We start from the raw sequence: 19,945 nt of genomic DNA on the forward strand, positions 1-19,945 counted from the left end.
GCTGGTCCGGTCCGGCCGCGTCAGTACTCCCAGGCCCAGCCGCTCCCGGTGCCCGACGGGTCGTAGACGAGCGTGCCGCTCTCGGCGGCCACGTCGAGGACGACGTAGCCGGAGTCCGTCTCGCCGGGCAGCAGCGAGGGCGCCACGAGCTCGTCGAGCGTGTAGCAGGACCACGAGGCGTCGGTCAGCGTCCCGGGCTGCTCGGTGCCGTCCGGGCCGAGGACGGTGAAGAAGTCGGCCGCGAGGGGCAGGAACACGTCCTCCGGGTTCTCCGCCTCCGCGCCCGCCGCCTCGGCCATCGCCGCGGTCACCTCGACGACGAGGAAGTGCCCGTTGACCGGGTCGAACTGCTCGTCGACGCGGCTGGGGCAGCTCTGCGCGGTCTCGATCGACGTGACGACGAGCTCGACGAGCGGCTCGCCGTCGTCGTCGGCGAGGCCCGCGACCTGGCCGACGTCGCGCAGCAGGTGGTCGCCGACGAGCTCGGGCGCGGCGTCGCCGGACGCGCCGTCGTCGGGGCCGTCGGACGAGGAGTCCGTGGACGAGTCGGTTCCCGGCGCGGCGGGCCGGTCGCCCGTGGTGGTGGCGACGCCGTCCGGCAGGAGCGAGCCGGCGTCGACCGGGACCTCCTCTGCCAGGGACAGCGGGACGGGGTCCCCGGCGTCGTCGACCGGGGAGGTGCGGGCCGGCCCGGCACCGGCGGTCAGCGTCAGCGTGAGCGGGAGCCCGACGCCGAGGGCGGCGCCTCCCGCGAGCAGGGTCTTCGTGATCGGTCGCATGCCTGTCTCCCCCGTCAGTACCTGTTGACGTAGTCGCCGCTGCGGACGATCCACCCGATGTCGTGCGCGTACGCCACCCGCCAGGGGGTCGCGACGTACACCCACGCGAGCTGGCCCGAGACGTCGGTGCCCCGCAGCTCACGCGTGTAGTTCATGCGGCTCAGCGGGAGCGACGGGTCGTAGCCCTCCCACCGGTCGACCTTGGCGATCATCCGGCTGTACTCGCCCGGCGCGAACCAGAACGCCTCCGCCACGATGCCGCTGGTGTTCGCCCCGTTCGGGATCGCCCACGGCCAGTCGAACTCGGTGCGCGGCGTGAGCCACAGGTCGAAGCCCGGCAGGCGCAGGGTGCGCTCCCGCACGGCGTCGGAGTGGACGACGTGGTGCGCCGGCTGCCCCGTGCGCAGGGTGCCGTAGGAGGCGATCGGGTACTGGACGGGCTGCGGCGGGGGCGGTGACGGGCGGCGCACGCCGAGCGTGTCGGTGCCGTTGCCGTCCCAGTCGCCCACCATGGCCACGTCGTCCGGTCGGCCGTAGTCGATCGTCACGTCGGCGACGCCGGTGCTGATCGCGTTGCGCAGGAAGTAGGTGCGACCGCGGCGGACGCCGAGGGTGTCGAAGCCGTCACCGTTCCAGTCACCGACAAGCACCTCGTCGCCGACGCGACCGTAGGTGGCCACGCGGTCCGCGGGACCGTCGCCGGGCGAGGTGCGGAAGAAGTACTCGTTGCCACGGCGCACTGCCACGTCGTCACGTCCGTTGCGGTCCCAGTCGCCGATGAGGACGTCGTCGGAGGCCCGGCCGTAGGCCAGGGTCGCGTCGTGCGCGCCGGAGCCGGCGGCGTTGCGGATGTAGAAGACCGACCCGCGGCGCACGGCGAAGGAGTCGCGGCCGTCGCCGTCCCAGTCGCCCACGTAGGTGACGTCGTCCGCGGCGCCATACGCGATGACGGTGCCCGGGCCCGGGGTCAGCGAGTTGCGCAGGAAGTAGGTGCGACCGCGGCGGACGCCGAGGGTGTCGGTCCCGTCACCGTTCCAGTCGCCGACGTAGAGGCGGTCGCCGGGGCGCCCGTAGCTGAACTCGATCTCGCCGACCGTGCTGATGCTGTTGGACAGGAAGTAGTCGTCACCCTCGCCGCCGACCTCACCTCCCGTGGCACGGCCGGTGGCCGGGGCGACGGCGGCGGCACCCAGCAGGGTCGCGCCCGCCAGTCCCGCGGCCGCCCGTGCGGTCCAGCGTCGTCGTCGGCGTGCGGGCGCCGATCGCCGGCCGCGGCGTGGGTCCTCGTGCGTCGTGATCTCGGTCCTGGATCGTCCTGAACGCATCGGCGCGTCCACCTGCCTCGGTGTCGTGGGACGGCGCGCGAACGGCCCGGACACCGGTCGCGCGAGGGGGAACAGGCGTAGTGAACCAGCCGACCGGTGGAATCAGCAAGGCGTTATGGGCGTGGAGCTGTCTCCCGGCTCCGTCACGTGCCCGCACGACGACGGGCGGCCCGGCGCGTGCGCGCCGGGCCGCCCGTCGTCGTGCGGTGGGAGCTGGTCAGCCCTGCGGGCCGTAGCCACCGGGCTGGTAGCCGCCACCGGGCTGACCGCCGCCGTAGCCACCCTGCTGGCCGTAGCCACCGGGCTGACCGCCGCCGTAGCCGCCCTGCTGGCCGTAACCGCCGGGCTGGCCACCGCCGTAGCCGCCCTGCTGGCCGTAACCGCCGGGCTGGCCACCGCCGTAGCCACCCTGCTGACCGTAGCCACCGGCCGGCTGACCGGTCGGCGTCTCCCCGCCCTTGATGACGCCGAGCGAGGTCAGCGCGATCCACGCGCCGACGCCGAGCGCCGCGATCGCGAGGATCAGCATGAGGATCACGCCGAAGCCGAGGCTCGCACCGCCCGAGCCACCGGCGAACGCGTCGCTCGCGGTGCCGACGTCGCCGTTCGCGTCGAAGAATCCGATGAGGCCGAAGAGGAAGATGACGGCCGCTCCGCCCAGCGCGGCCAGCGTGCCGATGCCGGTCATCATGCGGCGGGCGATGAAGAACCCGCCCACGCCGGCGGCGATCGCCGCGAAGAGAATGAGGATGGCGTAGGCCGTGTAGTCGCCGAAGCCGTTGCCGCTCTCGCTGGTCGTCGTCTCGAACATCGTGTACTCGACGGACCACCACGGCAGCAGCGTCGCGACGAACGACAGCACACCGATCCCGAGGATCACCCACCCGGCGATGGCCGGCGGGAAGAGCTTGAACGGGCCGATGCCGGCGCCGGCGCTCGAGGACGTCGCCGCCGCGCCGTAGGCGCCGGCCTGTCCGTACTGACCGGGCTGCTGGCCCGGGGCTCCGTAGCCGCCCTGCTGGCCGTAGCCGGCGGCGTGACCGGCGGACGCCGCCGATTCGTGGGCCGACGCCGATGAGCCGTAGGCGTTCGGGGACCCGGCGGCCGAGCCGTAGCCGGCCTGCTGGCCGTAGGCGGGCGAGGCCTGGTCGGGCGACTGGCCGTACGGCGAGGCCTGCTCGGGCGACTGGCCGTAGGGCGAGGGCTGTCCGGGCTGCTGAGCCGGCGCCTGCTGGCCGTAACCGCCCTGCTGCGCGCCGGCCTGCGGCTGGCCGTAGGGCGAGGCCTGGTCGGGCGACTGGCCGTACGGGGAGGGCTGACCGGGCTGCTGAGCCGGCGGCTGCTGGCCGTAGCCACCCTGCTGGGGCTGACCGTACGGGGAGGGCTGACCGGGCTGCTGAGCCGGCGGCTGCTGGCCGTAGCCGCCCTGCTGGGCACCGGGCTGCGGCTGGCCGTACGGCGACGGCTGGCCGTAGCCACCCGGCTGCACCGGCGGCTGCTGACCGGGCTGCTGACCGGGCTGCTGACCGTAGCCGCCGGGCTGCGGCTGAGCGGGCGGCTGCTGCCCGTAGGTCGGCATGGGACGGCGGGCGAGCATGGTCGCCTCGACGTCGTCGTCCGCCGCCTCCGGCTGGTTGTCATCGGGCTGAGGGGTTCCCGGGTACTCGGGCGAGCCGGGGTTCGGCGGGTTCGTCATACCCCCGATCTAATCACGCTGCTCCGACGGCACGCGTGATATTCCTGCCTTCGGGGAGAAGTACCCATGCTTCACGAGCGAGGTACCCCCGCTACGCGGGCGTCGGGGTCTGCGGCTCAGCCGTCCGACGGCGGGGGCGCGGGGTCGATCTGCGCGGCTCCGGCCGGCGCGGGTCCCGCCTGCGTGAGCCCGGCGTCCTCGGCCTGCTCGCCGATGAAGGCGTCGAGGACCTCGGCCGCGAGGGCGTCGAGCTGGGCGCGCAGCGTCTTGAGCTGGGTCTTGCGGACCTTGGGGCTCATGGCGTCCAGCAGCGGGATCGCGGCCTCGATCTTCTCCAGGCGCTTGCGCCAGCCGCCGACGCGGGCGAGCTCGGCGTCGTCGTCCGCCGAGGCCACGAGGTAGTTGATCTGCTTGCGCACGACCTCGGCCTGGGAGGTGAGGTTCCCCGGGCCGGGCCGCACCGAGCCGGCGAGCCCCTTGACCGAGCCGGCGACCTTGTCGAACGCCGCGGGATTCTTGTTCCGCATGTCGATGAGGACGGGGCCGTACCGGGAGACGATCTTCCAGATGGCCGGTCCGGCGACGACGGCGATGTTGAGCAGCTTGGCGAGCGGGATGCGGGCCATGGACTCCCTTTCTGTGCGCGGGTCCTAGCGTCTCACGCGGACGCGGGCGGCGCCGTGCCGGGCGGGGGTGCGCCGGGCGCCGCGCTGGGCGGTGTTCCAGGCGGAGCTCCGGCAGGAGCCGCCCCGCCGGGCGGCGCTCCGGCGGGCGGACGCCTGGGCAGCCACAGCGCGAGCACCGTGGCGAGCACCAGCAGGACGACGGCGCCGGCGGCCGTCGCGCCCCACTGACCCAGGTCCCAGGCGAGGCCCAGGAGGACGCCGCCGACCGAGGACCCGAGGTAGTAGAAGAGCGTGTACCTCCCGGACCCGTCCGACGGCCTGGGGCTCAGCCGGGCCGCGTTGGCCGAGGCGAGCGAGTGGACCACGAAGAAGCCGCCCGCCAGGAGGAACAGTCCCGCCCAGATGAGCACCATCGAGGTGGCGAGCGTGATGAGCACTCCCCCGACGCAGACCGCGAGGCCGAGCAGGACACCGGCCCTGATTCCTGTGCGGTCGGCGAGGCGGCCGGCGAACGTCGAGGTGAACGTGCCGGCGATGTAGGACAGGTAGAACATCGAGCCCAGGCCGGCTCCGAGCGAGTACGGCGGCAGGGAGGTGCGGAAGCTGAGGACGTTGTAGATGCCGACGAAGGTCGCCATTCCGAGGAACGCCAGGCCGTAGAGGACGAGCCGGCTGCGCCGCGCCTCGGCGGAGTCGGGCCTGGCGGCGAGCGCCGCGCCGGAGCTGCGGGCCGGCGACGCCTGCGCGGTCGGCAGGAGGAGGTGCGCGGCGAGGCCGACCACGGCACCGAGGATGCACACGACGATGATCGCGCCGCGCCAGCCGACGAGCTCCGAGGCGAAGCCGGCGAGCACCCGCCCACCCATGCCGCCGAGCGTGTTGCCGGCGATGTACAGGCCGCCCACGCGCGTGATGGCGCTCGGGTGGATCTCCTCCGCGACCCACGCGAGCGCCGCGGCGGGGACGCCCGCGAGCGCGGCACCCTGAACGGCGCGCAGGACGAGGATGAGGGCGAAGCTCGGTGCGATCGCGCTCGCGATCCCGGTGACGACGGAGACGGCGAGCCCGCCGATGATGATCGGCTTGCGGCCGCACCACTCGGAGAGGCGGGCCAGCGGGAGGACCGCGACGGCGAGCGCGAAGGTGGTGACGGTCATGAGCATCGTCCCCGACGCGGCGGAGACGTCGAGGTCCGTCGCCGCCACGGCGAGCAGCGGCTGGACGGAGTAGATCATCGCGAACGTGCCGATGCCGATGGCGAACAGGGCGAGCAGCGCGCGGCGGAAGGCCGGCTCACCGCTGCGGTGGCCGACCGAGGGGCTGCTCACCCGGTCACCCTAGGACGGCCGGCCCGCGGTTCGGCCGAGCGGCCACTGGGTGGCGGGGGTAACGGTCACGCGCGGCCCGCTCCCGCGCGGTGCGCGTGGGACGCCTGTCGCAGGCCCGCCGGGCGTCACCGGAAGTCGCGGGAGGTGGTGGCGACGCTGAGGCTGAACGGATCGATGCGGTCGGCCACGAGGTTCGTCACGCCGTCGGCGCTCTCGACGATGCCGCGGATCACCAGGGCCGCGGAGGTGCGGGCGACCTGCCGGTGCCGAGCCCACACGCCCGCGGAGCACACGACGTTGGCGAGCCCGGTCTCGTCCTCCAGGGAGAGGAACGTGACGCCGCGCGCGGTGCCCGGGCGCTGCCGGTGGGTGACGACGCCGGCCGCACGGACCCGGCGGCCCGGCTCGGCGCGGGGCAGGTCGGCGAGGCGCAGGACGCCGGCGTCGTCGAGGTCGGCGCGGCGGTACTGGGTGGGGTAGGTGCCCGGGGAGACGCCGCTCGCCCACACGTCGGCGACGGCGGTCTCGACCTCGGTCATCGCCGGCAGCTCGGGAGCGGTGATGCCGGGCGTGGTGCCCGGCAGGGGCGGCTGGACCCAGCGCTCCCCCGACGACGAACGGCGGGTGGTGCCGTGCGCGCCCGCGAGCGCACCGGCCGTCCACAGCGCCTGGCGCCGGTCCCCGCCGAGGTCGAGCGCACCGGCGGTGGCGAGGGCCTCGAGCTGGGCGGCGGTGAGGTCGACCCGTCCGGCGAGGTCGGCGATGCTCGCGTACGGGCCGCCGTGGGTGCGCTCGGCGACGATCCGCTCGGCGGCCTCCTCCCCCACGCCCCGCACGGGGGCCAGGCCGAGGCGGATCGCCAGCCCGGGGTCGGGCCGCACGAGGCGCGCCACGGCCTCGACGGGGGCGACGCCGCCGGGGGTCTCGTCGTCGGGGGTCTCGTCGTCGGGCCGTCCGCCGTCGGGGGTGGTGTCGACGACGCTCGCGTGCACGCCGGAGCCGTTGATGCTCGCCCGCTCGACGCGCACGCCGTGCCGCCGGGCGTCGGCGACGAGGGTCTGCGGACTGTAGAACCCCATGGGCTGCGCGCCGAGCAGGGCGGAGTAGAAGGCCTCGGGGTGGTGGACCTTGAGCCACGCGCTGGCGTAGACGAGGTAGGCGAACGAGAACGAGTGGGACTCGGGGAAGCCGAAGTCGGCGAAGGCCCTGAGCTTGTGGAAGATCTGCTCGCCGACGTCGCAGGCGATGCCGTTGCCGGCCATGCCGTCGAGCAGGCGGGCGTGCAGGGCCTCCATCCGCTCCTCGGACCGCTTGGAGCCCATCGCCTTGCGGAGCTGGTCGGCCTCCGCCGGGGTGAAGGAGGCGGCGTCCATGGCGATCTGCATGAGCTGCTCCTGGAACAGCGGGACGCCGAGGGTCTTCTCCAGGGCCGGGCGCAGCAGGTCGTGGAGATAGGTGACGGGCTCCCGGCCGAGCCGGCGGTTGATGTAGGGGTTGACGGAGTCGCCCTGGATGGGGCCGGGGCGGATGAGCGCGACCTCGACGACGAGGTCGTAGAAGGTGCGCGGCCGGAGCCTGGGGAGCGTGGCCATCTGGGCGCGGGACTCGACCTGGAAGACGCCGACGGTGTCCGCGGCGCACAGCAGGTCGTACACGGCGTCGTCGTCCTGCGGGAGGTTGTGCAGGCCGAGCGGGCGACCGTCGACGCCGAGGACGCCCCGGCCGGTGAGCTCGGTGAACGCCAGGCGCAGGGCGGTGAGCATGCCCAGGCCGAGGAGGTCGAACTTCACCAGGCCGGCGTCGGCGCAGTCGTCCTTGTCCCACTGCAGGACGGTGCGGCCGGGCATGGTGGCCCACTGGACGGGGCAGACCTCGACGACGGGGCGCGAGCACAGCACGACCCCGCCCGGGTGGATGCCCAGGTGGCGGGGCAGCCGTAGGAGCTCCTCGGCGATGTCGACGACGTCGTCCGGGATGGCGGAGACGTCGTCGGCGCCCGGGGCAGGTGCGGACGGCGGGGCGGTCTCGGGGGCGGGCGTGGAGGCGACCGTGGGCGCGACGCCGCTGCGGCCGACGGTCTCGACCGTCCACCAGGTGCGCTCCCCCGGACCGGGTGGCCCCGCGGAGGTGGCTGCGGCGTCGGGGCCCGGTGCTGCGCCGGTGACCTCACCGCCGGCGTCGGGGGTGCGGAGCGACCCCCACCGCTCGACGCTCTTGGCCCAGGCGTCCTGCTGGCCGGTGCCGTGGCCGAGCGCGCGGGCGGCGTCCCGGACGGCGGAGCGGGGCCGGTAGGCGATGACGTTGGCGACCTGGGCGGCATGCTCACGGCCGTAACGCTCGAAGACGAACTGGATGACCTCCTCGCGGCGGCCGGACTCGATGTCGAGGTCGATGTCCGGCGGACCGGATCGGCCGGGCGAGAGGAAGCGTTCGAACAGCAGGCGGTGGGTGACGGCGTCGACGGCGGTGATGCCGAGGGCGAAGCAGACGGCGGAGTTGGCGGCCGAGCCGCGGCCCTGGCACAGGATCCCGTTGTCCACGCAGAACTGGACGATCTCGTGGACGATGAGGAAGTAGCCGGGAAAACCGAGCTCGTCGATGATGCCGAGCTCGTGGTCGATCATCTGCCAGGCGCCGGGGATGCGTTCGGCGCCGCGTGGCCCGTAGCGCTGCTCGGCCCCCCGGTGGGCGAGCTCGCGCAGCCACGTGGCCTCGGTGTGGCCGTGCGGCACGGGGTGGGGCGGCAGGTCCGGGGCGACGAGCCGCAGGTCGAACGCGAGCTCGGCCGCGAGGTCCGCCGCGGCGGTCACCGCGTGCGGGTGGTGCCGGTGGATGCGGAGCATCTCCTCCGCGGAGCGCAGGTGGGCCGGCGCGGCGGGCAGCCAGCCGTCGATCTCCTCGAGCGAGGCGCGGGCCCGGGTGGCGGCCATGACGTGGGCGAGCGCCGCGTCCTGCGGGCGGGCGCAGTGCACGCCGCCGGTGGCCACGAGCCGCAGGCCCGCGTCCTCGGCGAGCTGGGCGAGGGCGGCGCAGCGGACCTGGTCGAGCGGGTCCCCGGTGTCGCTGATCTCCACGGCCACGTTGTCCCGCCCGAACATCTCGGTGAGGCGGGCCAGCTCGCGGGCGGCCGCGGCCGGGGCGAAGCGGCCGCGCTCGGGCTCGAGCGCGCGGCGGACGGCTCCCTTGCGGCAGCCGGTGAGGATCACCCACTGCCCGTCGGCGGTGTCGGCCAGCTCCGAGAGGTCGTAGCGCGCCCGCCCCTTGACGCCGGTGGCGAGGTGGGCGTGCGAGATGGCGGCGGACAGGCGCCCGTACCCCTCGCGGCCCCGGGTGAGGACGAGCAGGTGCGTGCCGTCGGGGTCGGCCGGTCCGCCGAGCCCGTGGGTGCCGCCGCCGGCCGCGGCGGAGGTCCGCCCGGTCGACCCGACGCCGAGCTCGGCGCCGACGACCGTGGGCAGGCCGAGGGTGCGGGCGGCCTCGGCGAGCCGGACGACGCCGGGCAGCCCGTCGTGGTCCGTCAGCGCGAGCGCCTCCAGGCCCAGGCGGGCGGCCTCGGCGGCGAGGTCCTCGGGCAGGTTGGCGCCGTCGAGGAAGGAGAAGGCCGAGTGCGCGTGCAGCTCGGCGTAGCGGGCACCCACGGCCACCTCCCCGATCGACGCGACGACGCTCGGATCTCGAACGTGCGTTCGAGACTAGCGGGGAGGTCAGACGTCGTCGAACGGGCGGGGGGCGCCCTGCCGGGGTCAGCGTCGGGAGGTGACGCCGACCGCCGTCGCCGCGCCGGCAGCGAGGCCGAGCAAGGTGTGCGGGGCGGGGATCCCACGGGCGCCGAGGAACTTTGCGCCCTGGTGCCCGAGCGAGTCGACGACGACGAGCGCCGCGAACGCCGCTCCCCCGTAGACCGCGGTGCGGGCGATGCGCGCGCCGCGGGACTGCGGGTCCGGGGCGTGGGGCCGCGGACGGTTCGACCCGAACGTCACGACACCCTTCGGGAGCTTCGCCTTGTGCGCGCGGGACTGGACGACGGTCCAGGCCGTCACCCCGCCGAGGATGCCGAGCTTGAGGACGGCGCGCGCGCCCCGCCCGTGCAGGACGTCCGGCAGCGCCATCCACGCGGCGACGGCGCCGCCCGCGATCGCGGCGCTGGGCAGGTCAGCGGCGGCCTCGCCGTGACGCGCGTCCTCCGCGCGCAGGGGCGTGGCCGCGGATGCGGGGGCCCAGGCCGAGCTCGCGTCGCCGACGCGACCCGGCAGCGTCGGCCGGCCCGCCGAGTCGGGGGACGAGGCGTGCGGCGGGCGGACGGCGTCGGGGTCCTGACGCCCGACGACGGAGCCCGAGGGAGCGGTCGCGTTCTGCTGGGTCATGGCTCTCCTCCTGGCGGATGACGGGTACCGCCGAGGCTATCCCCCCGCGCCGCACGCTGTCGCAACGGGCCAGGACGGGCGCGCGGCCCGCGTGCACCGCTCAGCGCTCGTGCCACGGCCTCCGGCGACGCGCCACACCCTCCACGACGGCGGCCGCGGCCAGGAACAGACTCCCCCACACCGCCGCGCCCACCAGACCGAGGACGGGGAATGCCACCACGCCGTACTGCACCTCGGTGACGAGGACGAGCGCGGGCAGCAGCGCGCAGACCACCACGCCGACGCCGGCGACGACCCGGAGGATCCCGGCGGCGCGTGGCACGGAGCGTTCCCGGAGCGAGGCGACCGCCCGCGCCGTGATCGAGATGCCGAGGGCGAGCAGCAGCAGCGGCACGCCGATGAGCACGAGCAGCGCGACCTCCATGTACACCACCACCTCACCGGCTCTGCACCGAGCCGCGTGCTCCGTCGTCTCCCTGGCGACCCGGCACGGACCTGCAGACGGCACCGCCCGGTCCGACCCTCGTCACGGCGGAGGATATCTCCGCCTCTCCCTGGCGCGCCGCGCGCCCGTGGGGCTCAGTCGTAGACGGCGTCGAGCAGCCAGCCGGCGGAGGTCCCCACGAGGAGCACGGCCTGGGGCTCGTCGCCGACGAGCCGGGCCTGCAGGTAGACGCGATCACGGTCGGTGACGTCCCCGGCGCCGGCCGCCCCGTGCCCGGGCCTGGCCCACCAGCGCTCGACGACGGGCCACGGCCCGGCCCAGCCGGCGATCCGGCGCGGCTCGTCGGTCAGCAGCACCTGCGCAGGGTCGGCGCTGAGCAGGCCCCGCGCGCCGATGCGGACGTCCGCGCCGTCGGCGTCGAGGAGGCGCACCGGGCGGGGCTCGTCGAGCACGGTCGCGGGCCACGGGTCCGGCGTGGCCCCGGGCCAGGGGGCGTCCGGGCGGCGCAGGGGCGAGGCGTCGTCGCCCCACGCGACGAGCCGCGTGGTCGAGCGGGGGTCGCGGCCGCCCTGGAGGACGGGGACGAGGACGGCCTCGGGGCCGAGCAGCCCCTGGACGCGCAGGGCGGCGCGCTCGGCCTGGAGGCGGCCGCGCCGCCCGGGCCCCCACAGCACGTCCTGCAGCGCGCCGGCCGGGGTGACCTCCTGGGCGACGAGCGAGAGCCGGTTGAGCGGCGCCGAGGGTGGGCGGCCCGAGCGGCCCGAGAGCCAGCCCTCGAGCTGCCAACGCACCCGGTCGGTGAGCTCGGCGGCGGTCGGCGGTCCGTCGAGCCCCCACGTGCGGATGAGCTCGGCGCCGTCCTCGGTACGGGCGCGGACCTCGAGGCGACGGCACACGACGCCGCGGCGCCGCATCCGTTCGGCGAGGTCCTCGGCGAGGGCGCGGGCGGCGAAGGCGGCGACGTCGCTGCGTTCGGCGGGCGGGTCGAGGACGGTCGACGCCGTGACGTCCTCCAGCGGCCGACGCGCGGCGGGCGGCCGGGCGTCGAGCCCGCGGGCGAGGCGGTGGGCGGTCAGGCCGACGGGGCCGAAGCGGGCGGAGACGTCGGCGGCGTCCAGGGCGGCGAGCGCCCCGAGGGTGCGCAGGCCGAGGCGGCGCAGGACGTCGACGAGCTCGGCGGTGGCCCGGGAGGCCGGCGCGCTCGTGGCGGCGTAGGCGAGGACGCCGACGTCCTGGGCGGCGAGGAACTCCAGCGTGACCCGCTCGCCGGGGCCGACGGCGACCCCGGCCCGGGCAGCGAGGGTGGCCGCGAGCGTGCCGTCGGCGAGCCCGACCTGGCACTCGGCACCGGTGTCCTGCGCGACGGCGGAGACCAGCCGCTCGGCGAGCACCTCCTCGCCGCCGGCGTGCCGCACCGGCCCGCGGGCGGGGAAGGTGAGCAGCCCAGGGCGCAGCACCTCGACGAAGGCGACGACGTCCTCGACGGACTGCGCGACCGGCTCGAAGGCCCGGGCGTCGCGGACGGGGTCGGCGGCGATCAGGGTGATCCCGGGGCAGATCTGCTGGGCGCTGCGCCGCCGCATCCCGCGGCGCACCCCGGCGCGCCGCGCGGCCACGGACGTGACGACGACGGCGCGCTGGTCGTGGATGCCCACGGCGTCGCCGACGCCGACGAGCCCCTCGGTCACGGCGGCGGCCACCGGCCAGTCCGGCACCCACAGCACGACCCGCCGCACGGCCGGCGGTGCGACGTCCGGCTCGGCCTCCTCCCGGGCCGAGAGGTCGAGCATCGCCTCCGTGGGCGCGATGGTCCCGGTCCTCACGCGCCCACCGCCCGCAACGCGGCCGTACCGGCGACCTGGCGCCCGCCGTCCCGCACGTCGTCGCCCACAGCGCCTCGTGTCCCGTCGGCACGCGCCCCGCCGCGGACGCCCGCGTCCCCGGGCAGCGCGGAGACGCCGTCCGCCCCGAGCAGCACCCGCACGGAGCCGCCCGCGGCCGCACCGCGCCGGCCGTCGATCGACACGTCGACCTCCTGGGCGGTGAGCATCCCGCGCCCCGGGGCGAGCCCCTGCCAGGTCCGGCCGTGGACGGACAGCACGGCGTCAGCCCCCTCCCAGGCGTGCGCGGTCAGCAGCACGGAGCCGCGCAGCCTGAGCCGGGACAGCAGCGAGCGCCGGTCCCGGGGCGCCATCGCCGTGCAGCGGCCCACCAGGAGCACCTCGACGCCGTCGACGAGCGCGCCGAGCACCGCCGGCGCCCCGGGCCCCGGGTCTGGGACGACGACGACCCGGTCCAGCGGCAGCCCGGCGGCCGCGGCGGCGCGCCACCCGACGTCGGGCATCGCCGTGAGCGCGGCCCAGCCCTCCTGCCCGCACGCCGCCCCGGCGAGCGCCAGCAGGAGCGCGGCGGAGCCCGTCACGCGGGTGACCGTGCCGCGCGGCAGGCCCGCGGGCAGCAGGGGCGCGAGCGCCGCGGGCACGGGCAGGTGCTCGGCGTCGCCCGACGTCGTCGCCCGGGCCCGCTCCGGCAGCGACTCCTCCGCCCGGGCCCGCCCCGGCGCGGCCGGCCGGTCGGCGACGAGGTGCGCCCCGCCGTCGGGAACGTTCCCACCCGGGTGAGCACCGCCGTCGGGTGCCTCGGAGCCGCCGACCACCCGCAGGCGCGTGCGCAGGCCGGTCGCGGTCTCGGCGCGGACGAGAGCGGCCCGCGCCGCCGCGAGCCGGTCCACCTGCTCCGTCATCGCGCACCCCTTCCGCTCCCCACGATCGGCCCGCTCGCCGAACGTCTGTTCGAACACGATGCTAGGACGCGGCACCGACACCGCACCAGGGGGCCGCGTCTCGCATGCGCGTCGCTGGCCCCCTGCCCGCTCCGCTCCCCCTAGGTTGGAGGTGCGCCTCGACGCGCGGCCCCGGAGGGAAAGGACCGTCATGAACCTCGACCGCCCGCTCGCCCAGCACCCCTACGACAAGCTGCCCGCAGTGCCCGACTTCACGGTGACGTCCACCGACGTCACCGACGGGCAGCCGATGGACGCCCGGTTCGCCGGCGGGGGCGAGAACGTGTCGCCGCACCTGGCATGGTCCGGCTTCCCCGCCGAGACCCGCAGCTTCGTCGTCAGCTGCTTCGACCCGGACGCACCGACGCCGTCGGGGTTCTGGCACTGGACTGTGGTCGACCTCGACAGCTCGGTGACCGAGCTGCCCGCCGGGTCCGGCGAGTCCGACCTCATGCTGCCCGGCGCCGCGTTCCACGTCCGGCACGACGGCGGCGAGCAGTCCTACTTCGGCCCTCAGCCGCCCGAGGGTGACCGGCCGCACCGGTACGTCTTCGCGGTGCACGCCCTCGACGTCGACACCCTCGAGGTGGAGGAGGACACCACGCCGACGGCCGTGTCGTTCCAGGCGGTGTTCCACACGATCGCCCGAGGCCTGATCACGCCGACGTTCCAGCGCTGAGGCGCGCGGCAGGGCTGAGACCAGCGGGGCAGCGCCGAGGCCCGCGAGGCCCGGCCGCACACATTCTCCGACGACGATGCCTGGCGGGTCCGCCCTGCCGGGCGTCGTCGCGTGCTGCGAGGATGCACCGGTGCTGCACGTCGTCCTCGTCCACCCGCTCATCCCGCCGAACACGGGCAACGCCATCCGCATGACGGCCGGCGTCGGCGCCCGCCTCCACCTCGTGGAGCCGCTCGGCTTCGAGCTGACCGACGCGCACCTGCGCCGGGCCGGGCTCGACTACCACGACCTCGCCGACACCCGGGTGCATGCGGACGTCGAGGCGTGCTTCGTGGCGCTCGACGACGCCGGCGCCGGGTCGGTCTGGGCGATGACGGGCCGCGGCGAGCTCGGCCTGGGCGAGGTGCGGTTCGGCCCCGACGACGCGCTGATGTTCGGCACCGAGACCACCGGCCTGCCCGACGAGGTCCTCACCCACCCGGGGGTGACGGGACGCGTGCGCATCCCCATGCGGCCGGGCGTCAGGTCGATGAACCTGTCCAACTCGGCCGCCGTCGCCACGTACGAGGCGTGGCGGCAGCTCGGCTATCCCGGGGGCGCCTGACGCCGGTGCCGGCCGAGGCGAGAGCGATCCTCATCTCGATGTGGTCTCGTCCCAGGCGAGGGTCCAGCCGTGCAGCCCCGTCACGGGATCGGCGAACCGCCCTGTCGCAATCGGCGGGGGCTCGCCCACCCTCTCCCCGATGCCGGAAACACGTCCCCACACCTCTTGTGCTCGAACACCAGTTCGACTATGCTGAGGTTCACAGCGCTTCGAGGGGGTGAGAGCAATGATGCCGACGACCACTGACATCGAGCAGATCGACGTCCACAGGCTCTCCGACGCGCTCGACGACTGGTACGAAGTGCAGGCCCTGCGGGACTGGGCCGCGGAGGATCCGCTTGCCGGCGAGGACCTCGACCAGATGACCCTGAGCGAGGCCGACCTGCGCAGCTGGATGACAGAGTCCCTCGTCCCCGACACGGAGCACGAGCCGTTCGATACCACCGGGGTCGACACGGCCGTGACGATCGACCCGGCCGCGCGTCCTGGCACCGCGCCGACCGACAGCACGACTCCGGTCCTTGGCACGACCTCCCTCGCCGACAGCGCCGCCGCGGGCACCGAGCCGGACCCGGTGGGCGTGCTGGCGCAGGTGGTCGCAGCGTGTGAGGCGGTCACGGGCACGGACTGGCACACCCTGCCGGGAAGCCGTGTGCACGAGGCACATCAGCTGCTCGAACAGGTCGAGCGCAAGCTCGGGGCCGCCAGGGCCGGCGTGCTGACCGCGGCCGAGGCCAACGGCCTGTGGGCCATCGAGGGGTGGCGGACCTTCACGGCCTTCGTCCGGCACACCACCGGCACCACGAACCATGCGGCAGGCAAGGAGGTGGCCCGCTCCCGCGCGCTGCGTGACCACCTCCCTCGCACCCGCACCGCGCTGGGCGAGAGCCTCATCGGCATCGAGCACGTCAACGTGCTGCTCCGCCACGCCCTGCGCACGACGACGCTCACGGCTCAGCTCCTCGACGACGAGATCGGAGAGGAGTTCCTCCTCGCACAGGCACAGGTCATGACCGCCGACGAGTTCAACAAGGTCGTCACCGCCTGGGCCACGATGGCCGACCCCGACGCCGCTGATCGCGCCTGGCGCCAGGCCGACGCCAAGGAAGAGCTCACCATCGCCCCCACCATGGACGGCTACCACGTCCACGGCTGGCTCGACGAGCTCTCCGGCCGCATCGTCGACGAGGCACTCACCGCCCACATGGGCACCAAGGCCGCCGACGACACCCGCACCCCCGCCCAGCGACGCGCCTCCGCCCTGGTCTCCCTGGCCCACCAGTCCCTCGACACCGGCCTGCAGGGCGCCCACGCCCGCGTCCGACCCCACCTCACCGTCACGGTCGACATCACTACGCTCCGCGCCCTGGCCGCAGCCACCGGCTCCGTCGTCCCACCGGACGCCGTCGCGCCGGCCGACAGCAGCACGGGCAGGAGCCGGCTGCCGGGCGCAGAACAGGTCATCGACATCCCGACGGGCCCCAGCACCGACCCCAGCCCGGTCGCCGGACCGTCGGACTCCCGGTACCCGCCCGACTCCGACCGCGCGGCACTCCGAAGGCCCGGGGGACCCCGCGAACCCGGTACCAGCCCCACCCTCGTCGACCTCTCCGACGAGGCTCAGAACTGGCTCGACGGCTGGACCCCTGGCGACGACCACGTCATCTCCACCGCCATCGACCACCAGGTGATGACCGGCGCGACCCCGGCGACCCTGGACGACGGCACCCCCATCCCGCCCGCGATGCTCGCCCGTCTGGCCTGCGACAGCGCACTGTCCCGGGTGATCTTCGGACCCGACTCCACCGTCTTGGACGTCGGTCGAGAGCAACGCATCTTCCCCGCGAACATGACCCGAGCCATCCACGCCCGCGACCACCACTGCCAGTTCCCGGCATGCGGCGAGCCACCCGGCTTCGGCGAGATCCACCACTCCCTGCAGTGGGCCCGCGACAACGGTCCCACCAGCGTCGAGCACGGCATCCTCCTGTGCTGGCACCACCATGACCTCGTCCACGCGCGCTCGATTAGCATCACCCGGCGATCCGGCGAATGGCAGTTCCACGACCGCAACGGCCGACGCATCCACGCACCAAGGACCGTGTCAGCCATCGCCGCCGGCCCAGACCCCATCGATCACGAAGGCTGAGGGAGCGGCGGGCTCGGCGAAGCCCACAGGACCGCGATCACGGGGACGCTCCCCAGGGATCGTCGGATCCATGGTCTACATGTAGAACAACGGCTACTCTGGAGCGATGAACGAGCGCACCGTCAGCATCCGGGAGCTCAATCAGCACGCGGGCAAGGTCGTGCGGTCCGTCGCGCGCACCGGCCCCGTCAAGGTGACCGACCACGGCACGGTCGTCGCCATGCTCGTACCGCCACCGGACGAGCGCTCCCCGCTGGAGCGCCTGCTCGCCGAGGGGCGGGTGGAGCCCCCTGCAGCCGACCTTCCCGACCTCCCGACCCCGAAGCGGCACGACACGTCGGCGGCGCAGCTGGTCGATGACTCGCGCGCTGAGCGATGACGGTGATCTACGTCGACACATCCTCCGCTCTGAAGCTCTTGCTCGAGGAGGAGGGCACCGACCGGGTCCAGCAGTTGTTCGGCGCGGCTAAGCACGGGCGCAGCGTTCTGGCCTCGTCACGCCTCCTGCGCACGGAGATGCACCGCATCGCCTTCCGTGAGTCGATTCCCCTGCCCTCGGTGACGAGGGTTCTCGCATACGTCCATCTCGTCGACGTCACGCGAGCGATCCTCGACTCGGCCGGCGAGCTGCCCTTCCACCTGCGGACCCTGGACGCCATCCACCTGGCGACGGCCGCCACGCTCAGCTCCGATGATGACGAGGTCCAGCTGCTGACCGACGACTCCAGGATGCGCGACGTGGGGCAGGCCATGGGCATCGGCACTGTGCCGTAGGTCGCCGGGCCACCGAGTCGCAGGTTCAGGGCGTCGTCGCGACAAAGACGTGCTCGCGCGCAGTCACCGAGTCGATGCGATCTCGGCAGCTCACCGCACCCGCGTCGACCAGAACAGCACCGCCGAGCTCGCGGCCACGTTGAGCGAGTCCACGCCGCCGCTCATCGGGATGACCACCTCGAGGTCGACGGCACGCAACGTGGCCGGCTTGAGGCCATGCCCCTCCGAGCCCAGGACGATGGCGAGCCGCTCCGGCGGGTCCGCGGCGACGTCGTCGAGTGGGACCGACCGTTCCGACAACGACGCGGCGGCCACGGTGAAGCCCGCCGCGCGCAACGCGTCCACGCCGCCGGGCCCGTGCGGCCACGACGTCAGCCGCGTCCACGGCACCTGGAAGATCGTCCCCATCGAGACCCGCACGGCCCGCCGGTAGAGCGGGTCGGCGCAGCTGGGGGTGACGAGCACGGCGTCGACGCCGAGGGCCGCCGCGCTGCGCACGATCGCCCCGACGTTGGTGTGGTCGACGATGTCCTCGAGCACCGCGACCCGCCGCGGCGCCGGACGGTCCGCGGGCGCGAGGACCTCGTCCAGCGGCAGCGGCACCGGACGGTGCATGGCCGCGATCGCCCCGCGGTGCAGGCGGAAGCCGACGATCTCGCGCAGCACCGCCTCCTCGGCGACGAACACCGGGACCTCTCCCCCGTCGCCGGCGCCGGTGGCGCGCTCGAGGACGGGCGCGAGGTCGTCGAGCCACCGCGGCGCCGTCAGCAGGGACCGCGGGCGGTGCCCGGCCTCGAGCGCGCGGGTGATGACGTTCGTGGACTCCGCCATGTAGAGCCCCGCGGGCTCCTCGGTCCGCACGCGCAGCGCGACGTCGGTGAGGTCGCGGTAGTCGGTCAGGCGCGGGTCGGCGAGGTCGGTGACGGTGAGGAGCACTGACACATTCTCCGACGCCGGCGCCCGCTCGCGTCGTCCGTGCCCGCGGGCGCGGGGTCGGCCTGGTCACGCCCCGCTACGGTTGCTGCTCGCGCGCCCTGCCGAACGCGGCGGCACGCTCGGTGAGCCTGCCGACGAGAGGTTCGACGACGGCAGGGTCGCCCGAGCGCCCTGCCGCCAGGCCGAGCAGGAAGGCAGTGAGCGGCGCGGCGGGCCGTGCGACGTCGTGGGCGACGTCCCGCGTCAGGTCGAGCACCACGTCGATGTCGACGTCGTCCGGGTCGAGCCCGAGCTCGTCGGCGGCCTCGACGAGCCACTCGTCGAGGATCTCCGGAGGCAACCGCTTCGTTCCGGACACGCGTTCCTCCTTCGTACGCCCTGGCCCGACTGGCTGGTCCCGGAGCGTATCGCTGCGCGAGGCCCCACCGGCCCACACCCGAGCGGTCGCATTGTCCCGACCGAGCTTCGGTGCTATCCAGGGTCGATGTCCCGGATCGCCGCCCGCCGCCGCATCACCCGCCTGACCGCGGGCGGACCGGCACGCCGGCGGGAGGACCACCTCGCCGTCGAGGAACCGCTGGAGATCCGCGTGTCCGGCACCTCCCTGGCCGTCACGATGCGCACCCCGGGACACGACGTCGAGCTCGCCGCGGGCTTCCTCCTCTCCGAGGGCGTCATCCACCACGCCGAGCACTTCGCGGGCAGCATCCACTGTGCGTCGGACGGCGAGCCGAACACCTACAACATCCTCGACGTCACCCTCGCCCCGGACGTCCCCGCGCCCAACCCGAGCCTGGAACGCAACTTATACACGACGTCGTCGTGCGGGCTGTGCGGGAAGGCGAGCATCGACGCGGTACGCACCCAGAGCCGGTTCACCGTCGACGACGACCCGCTCACCCTCGACGCATCCCGCCTCATCACGTTCCCGGACCTCCTGCGCGAGAAGCAGGCGGTGTTCGACCGCACCGGCGGGCTGCACGCCGCGGGGCTGTTCGACGGCGCGACCGGCGAGCTGCTCGTCCTGCGCGAGGACGTCGGCCGCCACAACGCGGTCGACAAGGTCATGGGCTGGGCCCTCCTGCAGGGCCTCATCCCCGGCAGAGGACTCGTCCTCATGGTCTCGGGCCGGGCGAGCTTCGAGCTCACGCAGAAGGCCCTGATGGCGGGCGCCCCCGTGCTCGCGGCCGTCTCGGCCCCCTCCTCGCTCGCGGCCGAGCTCGCCGAGGAGGCCGGCCTGACGTTGGTCGGCTTCCTGCGCGGCGACTCGATGGTCGTCTACGCCCGGCCGGACCGGATCACGAACGACCCCGTGGCCGAACCCCAGGCCGAACCCGTGGCCGAACCCCTGGCCGAGTCCGCCGACGACGAACCGGAGCCCCCTGCCCGGACGGCGGTATCGTCGGGAACCAGCGTTGTCGAGCCTCAGCGCTCGAGCATGAGACAAGGTGGTTGAGC

The 19,945-nt window shown here is 74.7% G+C and carries 18 protein-coding genes; 6 read left to right on the forward strand and 12 right to left on the reverse strand.

Features of this window, described 5'->3' with window-relative positions; translation table 11 throughout:
* Window positions 1–20 precede the first annotated feature (20 nt).
* The 10 genes from AC24HA_RS11275 to AC24HA_RS11320 form a co-directional block, all read right to left on the reverse strand.
* Window positions 21–779, reverse strand: coding sequence for a hypothetical protein (locus AC24HA_RS11275; protein ID WP_425709651.1), 759 nt, complete (start codon window positions 777–779; stop codon window positions 21–23).
* 14 nt (window positions 780–793) lie between these two features.
* Window positions 794–2,104, reverse strand: a complete 1,311-nt coding sequence (locus AC24HA_RS11280) for a gamma-glutamylcyclotransferase family protein (protein WP_425709652.1) — start codon at window positions 2,102–2,104, stop codon at window positions 794–796.
* Between the two features lie 217 nt (window positions 2,105–2,321).
* Complete coding sequence (locus AC24HA_RS11285; protein WP_425709653.1) at window positions 2,322–3,800, reverse strand: hypothetical protein; 1,479 nt, start codon at window positions 3,798–3,800, stop codon at window positions 2,322–2,324.
* A 116-nt stretch (window positions 3,801–3,916) separates the two neighbouring features.
* Window positions 3,917–4,426 (reverse strand): hypothetical protein, encoded by a 510-nt coding sequence (locus AC24HA_RS11290; protein WP_425709654.1) that lies wholly within the window; start codon window positions 4,424–4,426, stop codon window positions 3,917–3,919.
* A gap of 32 nt (window positions 4,427–4,458) precedes the next feature.
* On the reverse strand, window positions 4,459–5,754 hold the full coding sequence (locus AC24HA_RS11295; RefSeq protein WP_425709655.1) for an MFS transporter: 1,296 nt from the start codon (window positions 5,752–5,754) through the stop codon (window positions 4,459–4,461).
* Between the two features lie 125 nt (window positions 5,755–5,879).
* A complete protein-coding gene (dnaE, locus tag AC24HA_RS11300; RefSeq protein ID WP_425709656.1) occupies window positions 5,880–9,392 on the reverse strand; it encodes a DNA polymerase III subunit alpha in 3,513 nt (1,170 codons plus the stop codon).
* Window positions 9,393–9,497: 105 nt separating this feature from the next.
* Window positions 9,498–10,118: a hypothetical protein gene (locus AC24HA_RS11305; RefSeq protein WP_425709657.1), complete on the reverse strand. Its 621-nt coding sequence runs from the start codon at window positions 10,116–10,118 to the stop codon at window positions 9,498–9,500.
* 100 nt (window positions 10,119–10,218) lie between these two features.
* Window positions 10,219–10,542 carry a hypothetical protein gene (locus AC24HA_RS11310; protein ID WP_425709658.1) on the reverse strand — a complete coding sequence of 108 codons (324 nt, stop codon included), beginning with the start codon at window positions 10,540–10,542 and terminating at the stop codon, window positions 10,219–10,221.
* Between the two features lie 155 nt (window positions 10,543–10,697).
* On the reverse strand, window positions 10,698–12,386 hold the full coding sequence (locus tag AC24HA_RS11315; RefSeq protein WP_425709659.1) for a DNA polymerase Y family protein: 1,689 nt from the start codon (window positions 12,384–12,386) through the stop codon (window positions 10,698–10,700).
* Window positions 12,383–13,306, reverse strand: a complete 924-nt coding sequence (locus AC24HA_RS11320) for a hypothetical protein (protein ID WP_425709660.1) — start codon at window positions 13,304–13,306, stop codon at window positions 12,383–12,385. The genes AC24HA_RS11315 and AC24HA_RS11320 overlap by 4 nt, the downstream gene beginning before the upstream one ends.
* Window positions 13,307–13,496: 190 nt before the next feature.
* On the opposite strand from AC24HA_RS11320, the gene AC24HA_RS11325 reads away from it, so the two are divergent.
* From AC24HA_RS11325 to AC24HA_RS11345, 5 genes are all read left to right on the forward strand, one after another.
* The gene (locus AC24HA_RS11325) at window positions 13,497–14,024 is read left to right on the forward strand and encodes a YbhB/YbcL family Raf kinase inhibitor-like protein (protein WP_425709661.1); all 528 of its coding nucleotides are present in this window, start codon (window positions 13,497–13,499) and stop codon (window positions 14,022–14,024) included.
* Window positions 14,025–14,100: 76 nt separating this feature from the next.
* On the forward strand, window positions 14,101–14,628 hold the full coding sequence (locus AC24HA_RS11330) for a tRNA (cytidine(34)-2'-O)-methyltransferase (RefSeq protein WP_463648429.1): 528 nt from the start codon (window positions 14,101–14,103) through the stop codon (window positions 14,626–14,628).
* Between the two features lie 226 nt (window positions 14,629–14,854).
* Complete coding sequence (locus tag AC24HA_RS11335) at window positions 14,855–16,777, forward strand: HNH endonuclease signature motif containing protein (RefSeq protein WP_487563503.1); 1,923 nt, start codon at window positions 14,855–14,857, stop codon at window positions 16,775–16,777.
* A 106-nt stretch (window positions 16,778–16,883) separates the two neighbouring features.
* Window positions 16,884–17,156 carry a type II toxin-antitoxin system Phd/YefM family antitoxin gene (locus AC24HA_RS11340; RefSeq protein ID WP_425709663.1) on the forward strand — a complete coding sequence of 91 codons (273 nt, stop codon included), beginning with the start codon at window positions 16,884–16,886 and terminating at the stop codon, window positions 17,154–17,156.
* Entirely contained in the window at window positions 17,153–17,551 is a 399-nt protein-coding gene (locus AC24HA_RS11345; RefSeq protein ID WP_425709664.1) for a type II toxin-antitoxin system VapC family toxin, read from the forward strand. The genes AC24HA_RS11340 and AC24HA_RS11345 overlap by 4 nt, the downstream gene beginning before the upstream one ends.
* A 90-nt stretch (window positions 17,552–17,641) precedes the next feature.
* On the opposite strand, the gene AC24HA_RS11350 is transcribed toward AC24HA_RS11345, so the two are convergent.
* Window positions 17,642–18,493 (reverse strand): TrmH family RNA methyltransferase, encoded by an 852-nt coding sequence (locus AC24HA_RS11350; RefSeq protein ID WP_487563504.1) that lies wholly within the window; start codon window positions 18,491–18,493, stop codon window positions 17,642–17,644.
* 70 nt (window positions 18,494–18,563) lie between these two features.
* A complete protein-coding gene (locus AC24HA_RS11355) occupies window positions 18,564–18,845 on the reverse strand; it encodes a DUF6457 domain-containing protein (protein WP_425709666.1) in 282 nt (93 codons plus the stop codon).
* A gap of 126 nt (window positions 18,846–18,971) precedes the next feature.
* Between AC24HA_RS11355 and fdhD the strand changes: the two genes are divergently transcribed.
* Window positions 18,972–19,943 carry a formate dehydrogenase accessory sulfurtransferase FdhD gene (gene fdhD, locus AC24HA_RS11360; RefSeq protein ID WP_425709667.1) on the forward strand — a complete coding sequence of 324 codons (972 nt, stop codon included), beginning with the start codon at window positions 18,972–18,974 and terminating at the stop codon, window positions 19,941–19,943.
* Window positions 19,944–19,945: the final 2 nt, after the last annotated feature.

The sequence above is a fragment of the Georgenia sp. Z1491 genome (assembly GCF_057652395.1).

Bases quoted from the DNA above. Each gene is read 5' to 3' on its own strand.
- AC24HA_RS11275 (WP_425709651.1), bottom strand. From the start codon at position 779: ATGCGACCGATCACGAAGACCCTGCTCGCGGGAGGCGCCGCCCTCGGC.
- AC24HA_RS11280 (WP_425709652.1), bottom strand. From the start codon at position 2,104: ATGCGTTCAGGACGATCCAGGACCGAGATCACGACGCACGAGGACCCA.
- AC24HA_RS11285 (WP_425709653.1), bottom strand. From the start codon at position 3,800: ATGACGAACCCGCCGAACCCCGGCTCGCCCGAGTACCCGGGAACCCCT.
- AC24HA_RS11290 (WP_425709654.1), bottom strand. From the start codon at position 4,426: ATGGCCCGCATCCCGCTCGCCAAGCTGCTCAACATCGCCGTCGTCGCC.
- AC24HA_RS11305 (WP_425709657.1), bottom strand. From the start codon at position 10,118: ATGACCCAGCAGAACGCGACCGCTCCCTCGGGCTCCGTCGTCGGGCGT.
- AC24HA_RS11310 (WP_425709658.1), bottom strand. From the start codon at position 10,542: ATGGAGGTCGCGCTGCTCGTGCTCATCGGCGTGCCGCTGCTGCTGCTC.
- AC24HA_RS11320 (WP_425709660.1), bottom strand. From the start codon at position 13,306: ATGACGGAGCAGGTGGACCGGCTCGCGGCGGCGCGGGCCGCTCTCGTC.
- AC24HA_RS11325 (WP_425709661.1), top strand. From the start codon at position 13,497: ATGAACCTCGACCGCCCGCTCGCCCAGCACCCCTACGACAAGCTGCCC.
- AC24HA_RS11330 (WP_463648429.1), top strand. From the start codon at position 14,101: ATGCCTGGCGGGTCCGCCCTGCCGGGCGTCGTCGCGTGCTGCGAGGAT.
- AC24HA_RS11335 (WP_487563503.1), top strand. From the start codon at position 14,855: ATGATGCCGACGACCACTGACATCGAGCAGATCGACGTCCACAGGCTC.
- AC24HA_RS11340 (WP_425709663.1), top strand. From the start codon at position 16,884: ATGAACGAGCGCACCGTCAGCATCCGGGAGCTCAATCAGCACGCGGGC.
- AC24HA_RS11345 (WP_425709664.1), top strand. From the start codon at position 17,153: ATGACGGTGATCTACGTCGACACATCCTCCGCTCTGAAGCTCTTGCTC.
- fdhD (WP_425709667.1), top strand. From the start codon at position 18,972: ATGTCCCGGATCGCCGCCCGCCGCCGCATCACCCGCCTGACCGCGGGC.